Origin of the sequence: Sphingomonas fucosidasi (genome assembly GCF_036663855.1) — a bacterium.
Classification (GTDB): Bacteria; Pseudomonadota; Alphaproteobacteria; order Sphingomonadales; family Sphingomonadaceae; genus Sphingomonas; species Sphingomonas faeni_B.
Window position 1 is genome coordinate 178,611 of the sequence record NZ_JAXOJR010000006.1, and the last position, 18,475, is coordinate 197,085.

At 66.9% G+C, this 18,475-nt stretch carries 18 protein-coding genes and 2 pseudogenes; 17 read left to right on the forward strand and 3 right to left on the reverse strand.

Going from position 1 to position 18,475, the window contains the following annotated elements; all coding sequences use genetic code 11:
- Window positions 1-10: 10 nt before the first annotated feature.
- Together egtB and egtD are read left to right on the forward strand one after the other, a co-directional pair.
- Window positions 11-1,294, forward strand: a complete 1,284-nt coding sequence (gene egtB / locus U1737_RS12450; protein WP_332796987.1) for an ergothioneine biosynthesis protein EgtB — start codon at window positions 11-13, stop codon at window positions 1,292-1,294.
- A complete protein-coding gene (egtD, locus tag U1737_RS12455; protein WP_332796988.1) occupies window positions 1,294-2,271 on the forward strand; it encodes an L-histidine N(alpha)-methyltransferase in 978 nt (325 codons plus the stop codon). The genes egtB and egtD overlap by 1 nt, the downstream gene beginning before the upstream one ends.
- A gap of 22 nt (window positions 2,272-2,293) precedes the next feature.
- Here the strand turns inward: egtD and U1737_RS12460 are convergent, their stop codons facing one another.
- On the reverse strand, window positions 2,294-3,445 hold the full coding sequence (locus U1737_RS12460; RefSeq protein ID WP_332796989.1) for a DUF1176 domain-containing protein: 1,152 nt from the start codon (window positions 3,443-3,445) through the stop codon (window positions 2,294-2,296).
- A 71-nt stretch (window positions 3,446-3,516) separates the two neighbouring features.
- Between U1737_RS12460 and U1737_RS12465 the strand changes: the two genes are divergently transcribed.
- From U1737_RS12465 to U1737_RS12510, 11 genes and pseudogenes are all read left to right on the forward strand, one after another.
- Window positions 3,517-4,386: a 3-hydroxyacyl-CoA dehydrogenase NAD-binding domain-containing protein gene (locus U1737_RS12465; protein WP_332796990.1), complete on the forward strand. Its 870-nt coding sequence runs from the start codon at window positions 3,517-3,519 to the stop codon at window positions 4,384-4,386.
- Window positions 4,387-4,472: 86 nt separating this feature from the next.
- Window positions 4,473-5,651 carry a helix-turn-helix domain-containing protein gene (locus U1737_RS12470; RefSeq protein WP_332796991.1) on the forward strand — a complete coding sequence of 393 codons (1,179 nt, stop codon included), beginning with the start codon at window positions 4,473-4,475 and terminating at the stop codon, window positions 5,649-5,651.
- Window positions 5,648-6,142 (forward strand): DUF4411 family protein, encoded by a 495-nt coding sequence (locus U1737_RS12475; RefSeq protein WP_332796992.1) that lies wholly within the window; start codon window positions 5,648-5,650, stop codon window positions 6,140-6,142. The genes U1737_RS12470 and U1737_RS12475 overlap by 4 nt, the downstream gene beginning before the upstream one ends.
- Window positions 6,143-6,405: 263 nt before the next feature.
- Complete coding sequence (locus tag U1737_RS12480) at window positions 6,406-7,050, forward strand: hypothetical protein (protein ID WP_332796993.1); 645 nt, start codon at window positions 6,406-6,408, stop codon at window positions 7,048-7,050.
- Window positions 6,962-7,507, forward strand: a pseudogene (locus U1737_RS12485) (DUF2460 domain-containing protein); the annotation flags it as partial. The gene U1737_RS12480 and the pseudogene U1737_RS12485, both read left to right, overlap by 89 nt.
- A 149-nt stretch (window positions 7,508-7,656) precedes the next feature.
- Window positions 7,657-8,454 (forward strand): phage/gene transfer agent baseplate hub protein, encoded by a 798-nt coding sequence (locus U1737_RS12490; protein ID WP_248523767.1) that lies wholly within the window; start codon window positions 7,657-7,659, stop codon window positions 8,452-8,454.
- Window positions 8,455-8,540: 86 nt separating this feature from the next.
- On the forward strand, window positions 8,541-8,822 hold the full coding sequence (locus tag U1737_RS12495) for a hypothetical protein (protein ID WP_332796994.1): 282 nt from the start codon (window positions 8,541-8,543) through the stop codon (window positions 8,820-8,822).
- Window position 8,823: 1 nt separating this feature from the next.
- Window positions 8,824-9,033 (forward strand): annotated as a pseudogene (locus tag U1737_RS20750) (hypothetical protein); the annotation flags it as partial.
- Between the two features lie 153 nt (window positions 9,034-9,186).
- Window positions 9,187-10,020, forward strand: a complete 834-nt coding sequence (locus U1737_RS12500) for a GTA baseplate fiber-binding domain-containing protein (RefSeq protein ID WP_443027126.1) — start codon at window positions 9,187-9,189, stop codon at window positions 10,018-10,020.
- 73 nt (window positions 10,021-10,093) lie between these two features.
- Window positions 10,094-10,597, forward strand: a complete 504-nt coding sequence (locus tag U1737_RS12505) for a DUF2793 domain-containing protein (RefSeq protein WP_332796996.1) — start codon at window positions 10,094-10,096, stop codon at window positions 10,595-10,597.
- A gap of 119 nt (window positions 10,598-10,716) precedes the next feature.
- Window positions 10,717-11,838: an OmpA family protein gene (locus tag U1737_RS12510; RefSeq protein ID WP_248523775.1), complete on the forward strand. Its 1,122-nt coding sequence runs from the start codon at window positions 10,717-10,719 to the stop codon at window positions 11,836-11,838.
- A 590-nt stretch (window positions 11,839-12,428) separates the two neighbouring features.
- Here U1737_RS12510 and ygfZ read toward each other — a convergent pair.
- Window positions 12,429-13,184, reverse strand: a complete 756-nt coding sequence (gene ygfZ / locus U1737_RS12515; protein ID WP_332796997.1) for a CAF17-like 4Fe-4S cluster assembly/insertion protein YgfZ — start codon at window positions 13,182-13,184, stop codon at window positions 12,429-12,431.
- Between the two features lie 98 nt (window positions 13,185-13,282).
- On the opposite strand from ygfZ, the gene pyrC reads away from it, so the two are divergent.
- Complete coding sequence (gene pyrC / locus U1737_RS12520) at window positions 13,283-14,353, forward strand: dihydroorotase (protein ID WP_332796998.1); 1,071 nt, start codon at window positions 13,283-13,285, stop codon at window positions 14,351-14,353.
- An 85-nt stretch (window positions 14,354-14,438) separates the two neighbouring features.
- On the opposite strand, the gene U1737_RS12525 is transcribed toward pyrC, so the two are convergent.
- The gene (locus tag U1737_RS12525; RefSeq protein WP_332796999.1) at window positions 14,439-14,783 is read right to left on the reverse strand and encodes a hypothetical protein; all 345 of its coding nucleotides are present in this window, start codon (window positions 14,781-14,783) and stop codon (window positions 14,439-14,441) included.
- Window positions 14,784-14,917: 134 nt separating this feature from the next.
- Here U1737_RS12525 and U1737_RS12530 point away from each other — a divergent pair, with 134 nt between their 5' ends.
- From U1737_RS12530 to fdxA, 3 genes are all read left to right on the forward strand, one after another.
- Entirely contained in the window at window positions 14,918-17,410 is a 2,493-nt protein-coding gene (locus U1737_RS12530) for a helicase-related protein (RefSeq protein WP_332797000.1), read from the forward strand.
- 7 nt (window positions 17,411-17,417) lie between these two features.
- Window positions 17,418-17,711, forward strand: coding sequence for an RNA-binding S4 domain-containing protein (locus tag U1737_RS12535; protein WP_132897446.1), 294 nt, complete (start codon window positions 17,418-17,420; stop codon window positions 17,709-17,711).
- A gap of 412 nt (window positions 17,712-18,123) precedes the next feature.
- The gene (gene fdxA, locus U1737_RS12540; protein ID WP_031393648.1) at window positions 18,124-18,465 is read left to right on the forward strand and encodes a ferredoxin FdxA; all 342 of its coding nucleotides are present in this window, start codon (window positions 18,124-18,126) and stop codon (window positions 18,463-18,465) included.
- Window positions 18,466-18,475: the final 10 nt, after the last annotated feature.

Sequence of the window (18,475 nt, forward strand, 5' to 3'; positions counted from 1 at the left end):
GGAGAGATCGATGCCGAGTCCCGTCCGTCCCGATCGCGCCACGGCGCCGGAGACCTCCCCTCTAGCCCAGCGGTTTGCCGCGGTTCGCGATCTGACGCTCGCACTCGCCGCTCCCCTCTCGGATGCCGATGCGACGGTGCAGTCGATGGCCGACGCATCGCCGACCAAATGGCACATGGCGCACACGACGTGGTTCTTCGAAACGTTCGTCCTGCGCGATCATGTCGTAGGCTATGCGCTGCACGACGAGCGGTTCCCGTTCCTGTTCAACAGCTATTACGAGGCCGAAGGGCGTCGCCATGCGCGCGATCGGCGCGGGATGGTGACGCGGCCGTCGCTCGACGAAGTGCGGGCGTATCGCGCGCATGTCGATGCGGCGCTGATCGACGCGCTGCCGACCTTGTCCGAGGATGCGCAGGCGCTGGTGGCGCTCGGCTGTCATCACGAGGAACAACACCAGGAATTGCTGGTGACCGATATCCTCCACATGTTTTCGGAGAACCCGCTCGAGCCGGCGATGTGGCCGGCGGCGCGCAAAATTCCGGTGGCGATGCCGGGTCCGATCGGCTGGATCGAGCGTGGCAGCGAGATCGTCGAGATCGGCCATGACGGCGAAGGGTTCGCGTTCGATTGCGAGGGGCCGCGTCATGCTGCGTTGCTGTCGCCGCACGCGATCGCCGACCGGACCGTGACCAATGGCGAATGGGCCGCCTTCATCGCCGATGGTGGTTACCGCGATGCCCGGCACTGGCTGGCCGATGGCTGGGCGTGGGTGAAGGCGGAAGGGATCGTCGCGCCGCTCTATTGGGAAGAGCGCGATGGCGAGTCTGGGAGCGGCTGGACCCGGTTCGGGCTCGACGGTCGCCGCGCGATCGATCCGGCCGCCCCGGTGACGCATGTCAGCTTCTTCGAGGCGGACGCGTATGCGAGCTGGGCCGGGGCGCGACTGCCGACCGAATTCGAATGGGAGGCGGTCGCGGCTTCGTATGACGCCTCCGGTGGTAACCAGATGGACGTCGCGGGTCCGGTCGAACCGCGGCCTTCGCCGGGCGGTCCGGCGTTCTTCGGCGATGTCTGGGAATGGACCGGCAGCGCGTATCGCCCCTATCCGAAGTTCGCGAAGGTCGACGGCGCGGTCGGCGAATATAACGGCAAGTTCATGAGTTCGCAGTTCATCCTGCGTGGCGGCAGCTGCGCGACGCCGCGCGGTCACGTGCGCGCGAGCTATCGCAATTTCTTCTATCCGCACCAACGGTGGCAGTTCACCGGCGTGCGCCTCGCGAAAGATATCTGATGTTGAAGCCTGAGATCGAGGACGGCCAGCAGACGCTCGCCGACCCGCAATTCCGCGCCGATGTGCTGGACGGGCTTGCGCGGGTGCCGCGGGCGATCCCGGCGCGGTGGTTCTATGACCGGCGCGGTTCGGAATTGTTCGAGAAGATCACCGATCTGCCCGAATATTACCCAACGCGGACCGAGCGCTCGATCCTGGAGACCGTGTGTCCGGAGGTCGCGAAGATTGCCGGCGAGGGTCGCGCTGTGGTCGAGTTCGGGTCGGGATCGTCGACCAAGACGCCGATCCTGCTCGATGCGGTCGCGCCGTCGGTGTACGTGCCGATCGACATCTCGGGCGACTTTCTGCGCGAATCGTCGAAGGTGCTGGGCGAGCAGTTCCCCGACCTGCTGGTGTTGCCGTTCGAGGCCGATTTCATGCGGCCGCTGAGTTTGCCCAAGACGATCGCGGATACGCCGAAACTGGGGTTCTTTCCGGGATCGACGATCGGCAACATGATCCCGTTGATGGCGGTCGATCTGTTGCGCGCGATGCGGGCGTCGCTCGGCGTCGGCGCGATGCTGTTGATCGGGATGGACCGGATCAAAAGCGAGGACGTGCTGGTGCCGGCGTATGACGATGCGCAGGGCGTGACGGCGGCGTTCAACCTGAATTTGCTCGAGCGGATCAATCGGGAGCTGGGCGGCGATATCCCTGTCGACGCGTTCCGGCACAAGGCGGTGTGGAACGACGATCGTGCGCGGGTCGAGATGCATCTCGAGGCGACGCGCGACGTTGCGTTTAACGTGGATGGGCGGACTTTCGAAATGTCTGCGGGTGAGACGATCCACACGGAAAACTCGCATAAATATGGCGAGCGGGATGCGCGGATCCTGTTGCGGTCGGGGGGGTGGACGCCGGTGGCGGCGTGGACCGACCCCGAGGGGCTGTTCGGGGTGTATTTGGCCGAGGCTCAGGTCGAGCGGCCAGCACCCTGAGGGGCGGGGGCGGGGGCGGGGGTTAGCGCACCACCTTGGCGCGCCACGTCGTGATGTAGTCGATGTTGCCGCGGCATTCGCCCATTTCGGATTGTTCGGACAGGCGCAGGCGGGTGCCGTCCCAGACAAAACTCTGAATCACGCCGCAATCGCCGAGTCCGCGGCCCTTGGCGTAGCTGGTCAGGATGCCGTTCTTGAAAGCGCCGTTCACGACGCTCTTCACCCGCGTGCCGGAGTCGGCGCCGGTCTCCTCGAAGCCGGAGGGGGCGTCGGTCTGGGCCGGGGTGATCGTGGCGCCGTCGATGATGAAGAGCGCGCCGATCAGATTGTACGCGCCGGTCGAGCAGGGGAGGATCGCGAGCGACTTGCCGCCGCCCAGCGCGTGGACTTCGGGGGCGAACAGTTCCGGGTCTGCGCCGGGGGGGAAGTTGCCGAGATCGCAGGTGCCGCGTTTGCGCATCGTCGCGACCTGCGCGGGGGTGAGCTTGGCCGCAGTGCCCGATGGCGCGACCGCGGCGATGACGGGGAGGGCTGGCGTTGGCGCGCGCGAGGGGGCGGGGCCCCTGGCGACGATCGCGTCGGTGCTGCCGGCGCGACCTTGTTTGGCGTCGATGTAGCGGAGGGCGGCGGCGGCGCCCTTTAGCGAGACGGTGGCGAGCGTGGCGCCGTTCGCGTCGAGGATCTTCAGCGACTGGGCGTTGGCGACCGCGGCGACGAGCGCGGTTGCGTTGCGCAGGGCTATGGGCTTGCCGTCGACCACGAAGCTGGCGGGCGGGCGCTTGGTGGCGGCCTGGTCGTTGCGGGTCTCGATCGCCAGCGAGACCTTGCCGCCGCCGTTCGCGACCGGGCCGGGCTCTCGGGTCAGGTTGAGCGTGATCGTATCCTCGCCGATGCTCGCGTCGGGGAGGAGCGAGCCGAGCGTGCAGCGTAAGCCGTTGTCGCAGCCTACGGTCCAGTCGGTGAAGGTCTTCGTGGCGCCTGGCTTGGGTGGCGCGTGCGTGTCGGTCGTGGGGGTCGGCTGGGGTGCGGTCGGCCCGACGGGGGCGGGCTCGGTGCTGGCCTGGGGCGCGGAGTCGGCCTTGGGCTGCGGCGTGGGCTGGCTTGGCGAACAGGCCGTCATCAGCGGGAGCATGACGAGGGGCGCTAGGGTGGAAAAGATCGGTTTGCACAGCATGTTTGCAGCCTAGCGCGCTGGCAGCGCGGGGAAAAGCGGCTAGGGAGAGGCAACGATTTTAGGAGAGAGATGTGCAGACGATCGGTGTGATTGGTGCAGGCCAGATGGGCGCGGGGATCGCGCAGGTGTCGGCGCAGGCGGGGTACCGCGTGCTGCTGGCGGATGTGTCGCTGGAGGCGGCGACCAAGGGCAAGGCGGGGATCGCCAAGGCGCTCGGCCGGCTGGTCGAGAAGGAGAAGATCGCGGGCGAGGCGCGTGATGCAGCGCTGGCGCTGATCGAGCCGGTCGCGAGTGTCGCGGACATGGGCGACTGTGCGATCGTGGTCGAGGCGGCGACCGAGCGCGAGGCGGTGAAGCGTCAGATCTTCACCGAGGTCGGCAAGGTGCTGGAGCCGGATGCGATCCTGGCGTCGAACACGTCGTCGATCCCGATCACGCGGCTGGCACAGGCGGCGCCCGATCCGGCGCGGTTCATGGGGGTGCATTTCTTCAATCCGGTGCCGGTGATGCGGCCGATCGAGCTGATACGGGGCCTCGCGACGTCGGACGCGACGGTGGCGGCGGTCGAGGCGTTCGCGGAAAAGCTCGGCAAGCAGGTGGTGCATGCGAACGACGCGCCGGGTTTCATCGTCAACCGCGTGCTGATGCCGATGATCAACGAGGCGTGCTTCGCGCTCGGCGAGGGCGTGGCGAGCGTGCGCGATATCGACCTCGCGTGCCAGCTCGGGCTGAACCATCCGATGGGGCCGCTGACGCTGGCGGACTTCATCGGGCTGGATACGTGCCTGGAGATCACGCGCGTGCTGTTCGAGGGGACGGGCGATCCGAAGTTCCGGCCGGCGCCGGTGCTGGTGAAGTATGTCGAGGCCGGGTGGTTCGGGCGGAAGACGAAGCGCGGGTTTTATGATTATTCGGGGGCGGAACCTGTACCTACTCGGTGAGGGGGGCTTGGCAAAAGGTAAGGTGCCGAAAATTGTTGAGGGTAGCGCGTTAACTCCACCCGGTGCATTGTAACCCGGTGCCGAACGTGAACCCAGTAATTTTGAAGTGGGCGAGAGAGACCGCGGGTCTTGACCTGGATTCGGCTGCGCGCAAGATTGGTCTCGGCGCTGCACGTGGAGTGGCGGCCGCCGACCGCTTGGCTGCTATCGAGGCTGGCGAAGGAGAATTATCCGCGGCGCTGTTGAAGCGCATGGTGCAGCAGTACCATCGCCCTTTGCTAACCTTCTACTTGTCGGCCCCACCCGCCGTTGCAGATATCGGTCAGGATTTCCGCACGCTTCCAGACCAAAGCGATCCGTCGAATGTGCTGTTGGCAACTCTTCTGCGGGATGTAACGGCCCGTCAGGCCCTCGCACGGGATGCACTAGAGGAAGAGGAAGACGTGGTCCCGGTGCCGCTCGTGGGCTCGGAAAGAGCTACGCGCGATCCCGAGCGCCTATCTGCGGCTATTGTTGAGGCTATCGGATTTAGCAGAGCCGAATTTCGCGCATGCCGCACGGCGGAGGAGGCCTTTACCTATCTTCGCGGGCTCGTGGAAGCGAGAGGCGTTTTCGTGCTACTCGCCGGCGATTGTGGGCACCACACCACCGCTATCGACGTGAAGGTCTTCCGCGGTTTTGCCGTTGCCGATCCCATAGCGCCCTTTATTGTCGTCAACGATCAGGACGCAAAGTCGGCGTGGTCGTTCACACTGCTTCACGAACTCTCGCATCTCCTATTAGGCGCGGGCGGCGTCAGCGGCGGTCGGCCTAGCGCTGGTGTTGAACGGCTTTGCAACGATACTGCCGCTGCGACGCTCATTTCGCCTGCCGAAATTGACGATTTGCCAGCATCCGGTGATGCTGTGGAAGTTGAAGGCATTAACGCGTTAGCGGACAGGATTAACGTCAGCCGGACGATGATCGCATATCAACTGTTTGCTGCTGGGCGCGTGTCTGAAGTGCGCTGGATAAGTTTGCGCGACCAATTTCGTGCGGAGTGGCTAGCAGCCAAGGATAAAAACCGAGAGCGTAGCCGGGGGCGTCCTGGACCAAGCTGGTACGTCGTTCGGCAACACCGCCTCGGTTCCGCCCTGCTGAGTCTAGCACGGCGAGGTATTGCTGACGGATCGCTTACTCCAAGCCGGGCCGCGAGGATGCTGGGGGTCAAGCCGATGAATGTTTACCCGCTACTTGCTGAGCCTAGGCGGATGAATGCCGGATGATCTACCTGCTAGACGCCAACGCCCTCATCAACTCTCACAAAACTTGGTATGCGCTGCACCGAGTGCCCGAGTTTTGGCGATGGCTCGTCTATCATGCGGAAGCGGGGTCGATTAAAATGCCGTCCGAAATCTACGGCGAAATCGAGGGCGGCAACGATGCGCTAACCGAGTGGGTCAAAGAGGAAAAGCATAAAAAGGCGCTGCTGCTTGTCGAGGAGAGCGACCTCGGCAAAGTCCAGGCGGTACTTGGTCATTATAGCGCCATCCTTAGCGATGCTGACGTTATCAAAATCGGTCAGGACCCCTTCCTCGTTGCCGCAGCGATGGGGCACAGCGATCGCGTAGTCGTAACTGCGGAGACTTGGGACTCGAAGAAGCAGGGTGCGAATAAGAAAGTCCCAAACATCTGTGAGGCCTGCGGGGTCACTTGGCGTACGCCGATCCAGTTAATCAACGAACTGGATTTCACGACAGCTTGGGACTTGCTCTAGCCGCTAGGCGACGTTGAGCGAACGCTGACGAACAGCCGGCAGGATCATCTTCTCTCCCTCGCAGTCAATCTCAATTACTCGAGCTGCGAACCAGATCGGTTAAAGCGCTTGACATCGTCACGCTCGTCTGGTACATAACAGGAACGCTGAAGAATTGCGGGTCGGGCTGGTGGCTCGGGCGGAGAGAGGCCGGGACGGTCGGGGTGGGAGCCTCGGGTGTCGCCGGCCTTTTCGCGTTCTGGCGTCCTATCGGGAGAGCGGGGATGGTGCGGTTGGTGGCGGCGAATAGTCGGGTCGTGCAGTGCGCCGCGGTGCGCAAGGACGGGTGGACCAAGGCGCGACGCGAGGGGTTTTTCGCGATGCTGAGCGCGACGTGCAACGTGCGGGCTTCGGCGGCGGCGATGGGAATGACCGATTGCGGCGCCTATTATGTGCGGCGACACGATCCGGTGTTTGCGGCGCAGTGGCAGGAGGCGCTGGCGGAGGGCTATGGGCGGCTCGAACAGGCGCTGATGGCGCTGGCGCTGGAGGGGATCGACCCGGCGCCCGCGATCGAGGCGGGGATCGAGCAGGCGCGGGCGGCGACGTGCGGCGAGGCGAAGACCGAGGGCTTCGGGGCGGAGCGGCGGCGGGCGGACGCGGCGGCTCGGGCGGCGGACGGTGGCGGGGATGCGGTTGTTCCCGGTGCGGGGCGCGGGGCTGGCGCTGGTGCCGGAGGTGGCGATGGCGTGATCATGGGGTCGCTGGGTGTTACGCCGACCATAACGAGCGTCGACTTGGCGCTGCGGTTGCTGGCGCGGAATGCGGACCGGGTCGCGGGGGTGGCCGGGGGAAGTGGCGCCGGGGTTCTCCACCGCGATCCTGACCAGCGCGGGCGGGCGGGAGGCGCGCAACGCGGCGTGGGCTGAGGCTCGGACGTCGTATGATGTCGGGCCGGGGCTTCGGAGCGAGGCGGATATCGGGGTGCTGCTCGCGTTCTTCCGGGCGCGGATGGGGGCGGCGCGGGGGTTTCGGTTGCGGGATCCTTTCGACTTCGACGCTGTCGGGGAGGCTGTTGGGGTCGGCGATGGGGTGGTTCGGCGGTTTGCCCTGGTGAAGTCTTACGGGGCGGCGGCGCGGCGGATTACTCGGCCGGTTGCTGGGAGCGTTTCGGTGGCTGTGGGGGGCGTTGGGACTGCGGCGTTTTCCGTCGAGGCTGGGGGGTGGGTGGTGCTGGATGTGGCGCCTGCTCTTGGGGCGGTGGTGACGGCCGGGTTTGCGTTCGATGTGCCGGTGCGGTTTGCCGAGGATCGGTTGAGCGTGGCGCGGGCTACGTTTCTGGCTGGGGTGGCGGCGAGTGTGCCGCTGGTCGATGTCAGAGAATAACCCTCTCCCGTTGGGAGAGGGAAGGAGGAGCCCTTGCGACGGGAGGGTGAGGGCATGTGCTCTCCGACGACGCTTGCCCTCACCCTCCCACGCTTCGCGCGGGCCCCTCCCTCTCCCCTGAAGGGAGAGGGATTTTAGAGGAGAGGCTCATGTTTCTGGATGCTGAGCTGGCGACAATCGCGCTGTGTTGGCGGATCGAGCGGCGGGATGGGGTGGCGGTCGGCTTGACCGCGCATGACCGGGATCTGGTGGTGGACGGGCTGGTGCACCGGGCGGCGCCGGGGATGACGCCGTCGGCGATCCAGCGGGCCGATGGGCTGGAGGCGGATACCATGGATGTGGCGGGGGCTTTGACGAGCGCCGCGATTGGGGAGCGGGATTTGTTGGCGGGGCGCTGGGATGGCGCCCGGGTGGTGCTGTTTGCGGTGGACTGGACCGATCCGGCTTTTCGGGTGGAGTTGGGTGAGGGCGTGATCGGGGCGGTCGAGCTGGGGGATGACGGGTTCACCGCGGAATTGCGGGGGGCGAGTGCGGCGCTGGACCGGCCGGTGGTCGAGGAGACGTCGCCGGAATGTCGCGCGGAGCTGGGGGATCGGCGGTGTCGGGTGGCGATGGCGGGGCGGCGGCGGTTTGCCCGGGTGGTCGCTTGCTTGGGGGCTGTGGTGACGCTGGATTCCAGCGCGGAGGGACTGGGGGGCGGGCTGTTGCGCTGGTTCGGGGGTGCGAATTGTGGGTTGGAGAGTGCTGTGGCGCGGGGTGTCGGGGTGGCGGTTACGTTGCGCGCGGTGCCGGCGTTCGTGGTCGAGGCGGGGGTGCTGGTCGAGGTCGTCGAGGGGTGCGACAAGAGCCTCGCCACCTGTGCGGGGCGGTTCGGGAATACGGTGAATTTTCGGGGGGAGCCGTTTTTGCCGGGGATCGATCTGCTTACCCGGTATCCCGGGGCTTGAGCCGGATTGCGGAGGCTGCCCTGGCCGCGGTTGGGACGCGGTTTCGGTTGCATGGGCGGGGGGCGGACGGGCTCGATTGTGTCGGGGTGGTCGCGCTGGCCTTGCGGGCCGGGGGTTATCTTGGCGAGGTTCCGAGCGGGTATTCGCTGCGGGGTGGCGATTGGGGTTTGCTCGATCGGGTGCTGGTGCGGGTCGCCGAGGCCGAGCCGGGCGACGTGCTGCTGATGGCGGTGGGGCCGGGGCAGATTCATCTGGGGATCAGGACGGCGGGCGGGTTCGTGCATGCGGACGCGGGTCTGCGGCGCGTGGTGGAGCGGCCCGGGATGCCGCCCTGGCCCTTGACCTGTGTTTGGCGGGTGGGGGTGTGACATGGCGACCTTGGTATTGACCGCGGTGGGGACGGCGGTGGGCGGGCCGATTGGCGGCGCGATCGGCGCGCTGATCGGGCAGTCGGTGGATCATACGCTCTTCGGCACGCGGAAGGAGGGGCCGCGGCTGGTCGAGCTGGCGGTGCAGACGTCGTCTTACGGGGCGCAGATTCCGAAGCTGTTCGGGACGATGCGCGTGGCGGGGACGGTGACCCTGGGGCTGGTGCCGCTGGTGGCGGCGTCGCTGCCGGCGACCGCGACGAGCGGACGGGTTTCGGGGGCGGTGGACGCGGTGGTCGGGACGACGATCCTGCGCGCGTTCGAGGTTCCCGGGTTGGAGGACACGCCGTTGACCGCGCCACGGATGACGGTGGTGGCGGCAGGGGCGGGCGCGGCGTGGCGGCAGGCGGCTCTGCTCTACAGCGTGGACGATGGCGTGAGTTGGGTGGCGGCCGGAGCGACGGCTGCGCCTGCGGTGCTGGGGACGATCGCGGTCGTAGCGTCGGGAGCGCCAGCGACTCTGGTCGACCGTCGGGGGGTGTTCGAGATCGTCCTGGCGCATGCGGACATGGAACTGGGCGATGCGGATGCGGCGGCGCTCGATCGGGGTGTAAACCTGGCGCTGGTCGGCGATGAACTCGTCCAGTTCGCGCGGGCGGAACCTTTGGGTGGCGCACGGTGGCGGTTGAGCGGGTTGCTTCGGGGGCGGCGGGGGAGCGAGGCTGCCATCGGCTTGCAGGTCGCTGAGGATCGGTTCGTGCTGCTTCAAGCGGAGGCGGCGCGGACGTTCGACCTGCCGCTGTCGGTGCTCGGGCGTGAGGTGCGCGTGATGGCCTCGGGGGTGGGTGATGCCACCCCGGTCGAGACGCGGTGCGTGATGCGGGGAGCGTCGGTGGTGCCGCCATCGCCGGTGCATCTGCGCTGCTTTGCCGAAGCGGACGGGAGCGCGACGGTGAAGTGGACTCGGCGCAGCCGGGCGGGGTGGCGCTGGATCAACGGCGTCGATGCGCCGCTGTCCGAGGAGGTCGAGGCATACCGGGTGACTGTCACCGCCGGGGGAACCGCACGCGAGGTCGAGATGGCCGTCCCGTTCGTGGCGGTGACCGCAGCCGAGCGTGCCGCCTCTGCCAGCGTGGCGGTCCGGCAGCGGGGCGTGTTCGGCGAGTCGCTGGCGGCGGAATTGATCGTACCGGCCTGAAATCGAACGGGCCTGAAATCGAACGGGCCTGAAAAAACCGAACGGGCCTGAAAATCGAACGGGGGAACGAATGATGAGCGACGACACCACACCGCTGCTGGCATTGCCATTGTTGCAGCCTGGGCAGGCGCAGAAGGAAACGACGCATAACGAGGCGCTCGCGCTGCTCGACCTGGCGGTACAGGCGAGCGTGCTGGCGGTGGGAACCGAAGCGCCGCCGGCGAACCCGGTGGCGGGGAACGCGTGGATCGTCGGCGCCGCGCCGACCGGCGGCTGGGCTGGGCAGGCGCAGGCGATCGCGGGCTGGACGAGCGGCGGGTGGCGGTTCGTGGCTCCGCGCGACGGGATGGCGGTGTGGAGCGTGACCGACGGGCAGGTCGCGCGGTTCGGCGGCGGGGCGTGGACGCTGGGCGTGCTGGCCGGATCGCGTGTATCGATCGGCGGAGTCGACGTTGTCGGGCCGCGCCGGGCGGCGATTCCCGATCCCACCGGCGGCACCGTCGTCGACGCGCAGACCAGGACCGCGATTTTCGCCATATTGGGCTGTTTACGCGGCCACGGGTTGATTGGCGGCTGAAACACCCCAAAAACTGTGTCGTTCCGGCAACACATCCAACATTTGTGAACTTGCGTGGAAACAACCCCGAGGATAGGGAGTTTGCGATGTCCGTGTGACACTCATGAAAGGGGATTAGTATGCGGAAGCTTGCCGTCGTTCTGGCACTCGCCTCCACCGCACTCGCCACTCCCGCCCTCGCCCGCGATAAGTCGTGGTACGTAGGCGTCGAAGGCGGTGCGATGATCGTTGAAGACATCGACTATGATATCGGCGCATTGAACAATGCCGGTTCGGTCGATCATGACTATGGTTACGATGTCGACGCCGTAATGGGCTACGACTTTGGCGGTTTCCGCCTCGAAACCGAAGTCGGCTACCGCAAGGCAACCGTGGACGGCTACTCGTCGACCACGACCACGCCTGTGTTCGGTCCGACCGGTGCACGCGGTAATGCGATCACTGGTAACTACGACAACGCCGGTGGCTCGTCGTCGGCTCTCAGCTTCATGCTGAACGGCCTTCTGGACTTCGGTCCGGACGATGGCATCCAGGGCTTTATCGGCGGTGGTGTTGGTGTTGCTCGCGTCAAGGCGCAGTACGCACTCAACAACAACGGCGATTTCCTGAACGACTCGGACACCGTGTTCGCGTATCAGGGCCTAGCCGGTATCCGTGCACCGCTGACCGATCACATCGACGCGACGCTGAAGTATCGTTTCTTCAACGCCGAGAACGTCAAGCTGGTCGACGTTTCGAACCGCGTGTTCGACGGTCGCTTCCGTTCGCACAGCATCCTTGGTGGTGTGACGTACAACTTCGGCGAGCCTGCTGCTCCGCCGCCGCCGCCGCCGCCGCCGCCGCCGCCTCCCCCGCCTCCTCCGCCGCCGCCGGCGCCGGTCGAAGTGGTCTGCTCGCCTGGTCCGTTCATCGTGTTCTTCGAATGGGACAAGTCGGACATCACGCCAGAGGCAGCGTCGATCCTCGACAACGCGATCACGCAGTACCAGTCGTGCGGCAACGCACAGGTCATGCTCGCAGGTCACGCGGACAAGTCGGGTTCGGCTTCGTACAACGTTGGTCTGTCGCAGCGCCGCGCAGATGGCGTGAAGGCATACCTGTCTTCGCATGCCATCCCGGACAGCGTCATCTCGACGGAAGCATTCGGCGAGAGCCGTCCGCGCGTCGAGACCGCCGATGGCGTTCGCGAAGTGCAGAACCGTCGCGTGGAAGTCACCTACGGTCCGGGTTCGGGCCAGTAAGACTTTCGCCAATCGGCCCTCGGGTCGGTTACGGAATGAAGATCGGGGAGGTTGGCGCAAGCCGGCCTCCCTTTTCTTTTGTGCTTTGCGCGAGCGGGGTTTGAGCCGCGGGTTTCTTGGATTTGGTAGGTGTCGATTCTTTTCGCGCGGAGGCGCGGAGGCGCGGAGGCGCGGAGATTGATCGTTCCGGGAGAGCGCGTCCGCGAATGCCGCTTTCGAGTATCGGCTTCGCCCTTCAGCAACCTGATCGGCCGACGTGCCACCACATTCTCAAGCGGAAACTCTCCGCGCCTCCGCGCCTCTGCGCGAACAAACTCTCTGACTTCCGACCTGATCGACTGGCGGTGCTCAGCGAAGCGTCGATGTGTTCACGCAAAGGCGCAAAAGGCGCGAAGAGGGTTCGGGCGGGGCAGCGTTGCCTGCTATTGCACGGGCCTTTTAGAATGACTGCGCCGATTGTCCGATCGTGGACGGTCGAGCAGTTTCGTCGGGGGCTAAGATCTTCGCGCCCCTTCGGCGAAGCTCAGGACCGCTTTGCGCCTTCGCGTGAACGCATCTTCCTGCAGGCACATGCGACGCAAAGTGAGGCGTTATACCGTCGTCGGGGCGCCTTCGGCCAAGGCGGCCGCGAGCCAGTCGGGGATCAGCGCGTCGCCGAGCGCCTCGACGCGGCGGTGTTCGATCATCAGACCGCGATCGGGGTAGGTGACGCGGGTGCGGGCACTTGGTTCGGTGAAGGGGGCGACGACGAGGCGGCGGTTGACCTTCGACCGGTGGTGCATGCGCGCGGTGTTTTCCTGGCCGACATAGCACCCCTTGGTGAAGCTGACGCCGTTCAGCTCACGCGCGTTGCATTCGAGCCACAGCGTTTCGCCATTGCCGAGTTCGGCGAGGCCTTCGGTGACGCCGAGCGACAGGCGATGCGCGTGCCAGCCGGTTGCCGGTTCGCCGGCTGGGCCAAGCCAGCGCTGGCCTAAGTCTGCAAGACGCGGGTCGGGGACGCCCTGGTTTCCAGAGGGCGACCAGTGGACCTTGGCGTCGTCGGGCTGGAGCGTGATCGCGCGGCGCAGGCGGTAGAGCGTCAGGCGCTTCGTGAGGGCTTCGGCTTGCGCGGCCTCGACGTCGATCAGGACGTCGTCGCCGTCCGCCCAGAGGATGAAGTCGAACAGCACCTTGCCCTGCGGCGACAACAATGCGGCCCAGGCGGGTGTGTCGGGGGTAAGCAACGCGGTGTCCGCGGTGACCAGCCCCTGCAGGAAGCCGCGAACGTCTTCGCCGGCGACGCGGATCACGCTGCGGTCTGCCAGCATCGTGGGGGGCGTCGTTGTGGGGGTGCGCTGGTCCATCCTTACCACCTAGTGCGCGTGGGGCGATTTCCAAGCGCGGCTGGATTTGACGCGGGGGGCGGCTGGCATCTCCGCGCGTGCGCCGATAGGAGGGCGGCATGACCGAGCGCCTCACGATCCGCCGCCCCGATGACTGGCATGTCCACCTGCGCGATGGCGCGATGCTGGAGGCGGTGGCGGGGCATACCGCGCGGCAGTTCGCGCGCGCGATCATCATGCCCAACCTGACGCCGCCGGTGACCTCGATCGACGCCGCAAAGGCGTATCGCGGGCGGATCATGGCCGCGTTGGATGGTAGCGAAGGAGGGGGTGCGAATTTCACGCCGCTGACGACGTGCTATCTCACCGATGGCACCGATCCGGCCGAGCTCGAGCGTGGCTATGCCGAGGGCGTGTTCACCGCGTGCAAGCTGTACCCCGCGCATGCGACGACCAATTCGGCGCACGGCGTGACCGATATCCGCGCGCTGACGGCTGTGCTCGAGACGTTGCAGCGGATCGGCATGCCGCTGTTGATCCACGGCGAGGTGACCGACAAGTCGATCGACATCTTCGACCGCGAGGCGGTGTTCGTCGAGCGGGTGCTGACGCCGCTGGTGCGCGACTATCCGGGGCTGAAGATCGTGCTGGAGCATATCACGACCGCGGAGGCGGCGGCGTTCGTGGCCGAGGCGGATCATCCGATCGGCGCGACGATCACGCCGCAGCACCTGATGATCAACCGCAACGCGCTGTTCGATGGTGGGCTCAGGCCACACGCTTACTGCCTGCCGGTGCTGAAGCGCGAGACGCATCGGCTCGCGGTGCGCGCGGCGGCGGTGTCGGGGTCGCCGCGGTTCTTTCTCGGGACCGACAGCGCGCCGCATGTCGTCGGGGCGAAGGAGTCCGGGTGCGGGTGCGCCGGGATCTTCAATGCGCCGTTCGCGCTGGAGGCCTACGCGCGGGTGTTCGACGAGGAGGGCGCGCTCGACAAGTTCGAGGGGTTCGCGTCCGAGCATGGCGCGCGGTTCTACGGGTTGCCGTTGAACGAAGGGACGGTGACGTTGGTGCGCGGCGATGCCGAGGTGCCGGCGTCGATCGGGGCGGGGGAGACGGCGGTGGTGCCGTTCCTCGCGGGGACCAATGTCGGGTGGCGGTTCGAGGGGTCGGCGCGGGCTGTTTGGAGGTAGCGTCGTCCCACACCCGTCATCCTCACGAAAGTCAGGACCCAGGGTGACGAGCGCTATCGTCTTTGGCTCTGGGTCCTGACTTTCGTCAGGATGACGGGGCGGTCAGCCGGTCGAGCCACAACCGCGCTTCCTTCTGTTCGCCGACCGCGCTGGCGCTGACCGGGCCGCGCGCGGCGAAGAAGTCGGCGTGGAGCGCGAACGGCTCCATCATCAGGCGATCGCGCATCGCGGCGATGTCGTCGCCCATCTCGGTGAGCGCGTCGATCGTCGGCGCGATCGCGGCGCGGACGCGGCGGTCCGGCGTGCGGTCGAACAGCCCGAGCGCGCCGGCGGCGGTCTTTTCCAGTGCCGCGATCAAGGTCGCGCGATAGTCGGTTTCGAGATCCTCGCGCTGGGCGTCGAGGCGGGCGAGGCGGTCGGGTTTTGCCATGGTCCCGGCCTAGCGTGTCGGCTGGGATGGTCAACGCGCGCCAGCCTCGACCGGGCGGACTCTGTGGGGCGTTCGGCGACGCAATTGCGCGCAGGTCATTGCGCACGCCCGCTTTACCCCCGATGTTGTCGGCCATGAGCGACGATGTCTCCGCTGGCGTGACCGCGGTCCTCGGCCCGACCAACACGGGCAAGACGCACCTCGCGATCGAGCGGATGTGCGCGCATTCCAGTGGCATGATCGGCTTTCCGCTGAGACTGCTTGCGCGCGAGGTTTACGACCGGGTGGTCGCGATCAAGGGCGCTAACCGCGTTGCGCTGGTGACCGGCGAAGAGAAGATCGTGCCGCCCGATGCACGCTGGTTCCTGTGTACCGCCGAATCGATGCCCGCTCGCGACGTTGCCTTTGTCGGGATCGACGAAGCGCAACTGGGCGCCGATCCGGAGCGCGGTCACGTTTTCACTGACCGATTGCTCCGCGCGCGGGGACGGGAGGAGACGATGATCCTCGGCTCGGAGGCGTTGCGGCCGATGATCAAGAAGCTCGTTCCCGACGCGGAGATCGTCAACCGGCCGCGCTTCTCGACGCTGACCTATGCAGGCGCGAAGAAGATCAGCCGGCTGCCGAAGCGGTCGGCGATCGTCGCGTTCTCGGCGGAGGAAGTGTACGCGGTCGCCGAGATGTTGCGGCGTCTGCGCGGTGGTGCCGCGGTCGTGATGGGGGCGCTCAGCCCTCGGACCCGCAATGCGCAGGTGGCGATGTTTCAGGCGGGCGAGGTCGATTATCTGGTCGCCACCGATGCGATCGGGATGGGGCTCAACATGGACGTCGCGCATGTCGCGTTCGCCAGTCTCAACAAGTTCGACGGCAAGCGCCAGCGTCGGCTGACGGTGGCGGAGATGGCGCAGATCGCGGGGCGTGCGGGGCGACACCAGCGCGACGGCACGTTCGGCGCGCTGTCGGACGATGGCCCCGGCGCGTTCCTGCCTGAGGAAGTGCTGGCGATCGAGGAGCATCGGTTTCCGCGCCTCGAAAGCCTCTATTGGCGGCAGGGCGAGCCCGATTTCTCCAGCATCGACGCCCTGGTGGCCAGTCTCGAAGCGCGTCCGCCCGCCGGTGTCCTGCGCGCTGCGCCACAAGCGCTCGATCTCGGCGTATTGAAGCGGTTGGCGGAGGAGGGTTGGGTGCGCGAGCGGGCGCGGCATCCGGCGATGGTCGCGCGGTTGTGGGCGGCGTGTGGTCTGCCCGATTTCCGCAAGGTCGGGCTCGATCCGCATGCGCGGTTCGTGTCGCGGGTGTTCGGGCATCTGAGCGAGGGGCGCGGGCATATCCCGCACCAGTGGTTCGCGGACGAGATCGCACGGCTCGATACGGTGGCGGGCGACGTGCCGGTCATTGCCGGGCGGATCGCGGCGACGCGGATCTGGGCGTATATCGCACAGCGCGCCGACTGGCTGGCCGAGCCTACGCTCTGGGCCGCACGCACGGCGGCGCTGGAGGAGCGGCTGTCGGATGCGCTGCATGCCAGCCTGACGCAGCGGTTCGTCGACAAGCGTACGACCGCGTTGATGCGCCAGATCGGCGCGGATGCAGGCGCGCTGCCGGTGGTGATCGGTCCCGAGGGCGAGGTGATGGTCGAGGATCATCCGATCGGTCGCCTCGACGGGTTCCGGTTCACGGTGGCGGCGGATGCGCGGGCGAGCGATAAGCGGCTGTTGCTGGCGGCGGCGGAAAAGCGGCTGACCGGCGAGCGCTCGCGGCGTGGGCAGTCGCTGGTCGATGCGCCGGACGCGGATATCGCGCTCGACGATGCGGCGCAGGTGATCTGGGCGGGGCATGCGGTGGCTCGGCTGGCGGCGGGGCCGTCGTTCGCTCGGCCGAAACTGGTGCTCGATCGGTCGCTCGACTGCCTCGACAAGCCGGCGCGCGATCGGATTGAGGCGCGGCTGGCGCTTTGGCTTGGCGCGATGCTGAAGCGGCGGATCGCGGTGCTGGTCCATCTCGCTGAGGTGAGCCGCGATCCCAACGCCACGCCGGCGTTGCGGGCGGTTGCCAGTGCGATCGAGGAGGCCGGCGGGATCCTGCCACGGTTGCCGATGCGGCTCGCGCTCGACGCGATCGATCCCGAGGAGCGCAAGCGGTTGCGCAAGATCGGGATCACGGTCGGGGCGCTCGATCTGTTCGATGCGCGGTTGCTCAAGCCCGAGTCGGCGCGGTGGCGGCGTATCCTCGCGGCGGCTCGCGGGGTGACGATCACCGCTCCGCGTGATGGCGCTACGGTGCTGGCGCGTGGCAGCGATGGAGCGGTTCTTGAGGCGGGGTTCCGTCCGCTCGGGCTGCAGGCGGTGCGGGTCGACCTGATCGAGCGGATCGCGCGGGCGGCGCACGATTCGCGGCAGGGACGGACGCCGTTTGCGCCAGATCCGGCGCTGGCCACCTCGATCGGCGTCGATCCGGCATCGCTGGAGCGGTTGATGGCCGAACTCGGGTTCAAGGCGCTGGCGGGGGATGCGCCGAGGTGGGTCTGGCGCGGGCGTCCGCCGGCACGTGCCGTGGCGCCGACGCCGATCGATCCGTCGCGGCAGAACGCCTTTGCCGGACTCGCTGCACTGGTCCGCCATGGTTGAAGGCGCGATGCGGATCGATCGGTTCCTGTGGTTTGTGCGGCTGGCCAAGACGCGGAGCGCCGCGCAGGCGATCGCCGAGCGGGGCCACCTCCGCATTGATGGGCGCCCGATCGATCGTGCGCATTGCCCGGTGCGGGTTGGGAATGTGCTGACGTTTGCGGTTGAGGAGCGGGTGCGGGTGATCCGGGTCGAGGCTTTGCCGGCGCGGCGTGGGCCGGCGCCCGAGGCTCAAGGGTGTTATCAGGATTTGATTGCTGGACGGACGCCTGCCGGCACCGTTCGTGATCCTGCCTCGGAATAACCCGGGTCTCGATCGGTCTCGAACGACAGGCGTACCTCGTAGTTCGTCATGCCGGGCTCGTTCCGGCATCCACGGTGCCGCACATTCGATAGAGTTTGGTTCGCGGGACCGTGGACCCCGGAACCAGTCCGGGGTGACGGAGTGGTTCTCGCCGCACCTCGGCCAACGCCGGCCTTGATATCCTTTCCTGCAAGGGGGGTGACGTAGAGAGAGGTAGGCGATCACCGCCGTTGCGTGTCCTCCCCCTCCGTCTGGCAAGTGCCAGCCACCTCCCTCTGGCGGGGAAGAATACGAGAGCGACAAAGCCTGATAACGTCTCGCAGAAGGCTTGCTATGATTGACGCGACGGGCGTGCGCGCATAGTCGCTGGCGCGTTCGTCGCCGGAAAGGAATCCGGCCCAGGAGTTCTGCAATGACCTACGTCGTCACCGATGCCTGCATCCGCTGCAAGTACATGGACTGCGTGGAAGTGTGCCCGGTCGACTGCTTCTACGAAGGCGAGAACATGCTGGTGATCAATCCCAGCGAATGCATCGACTGCGGCGTGTGCGAGCCCGAATGCCCCGCCGAGGCGATCCTGCCCGACACCGAGAGCGGGCTGGAGCAGTGGCTCGAGCTGAACACGACCTTCTCGGCGCAATGGCCCAACGTCACGCGCAACGACAACCAGACCCCGCCGGATGCCGACGCGATGAAGGGTGTCGAGGGCAAGTTCGATAAGTATTTCTCACCCGAACCCGGCGCAGGCGACTGATAAGAGGCGG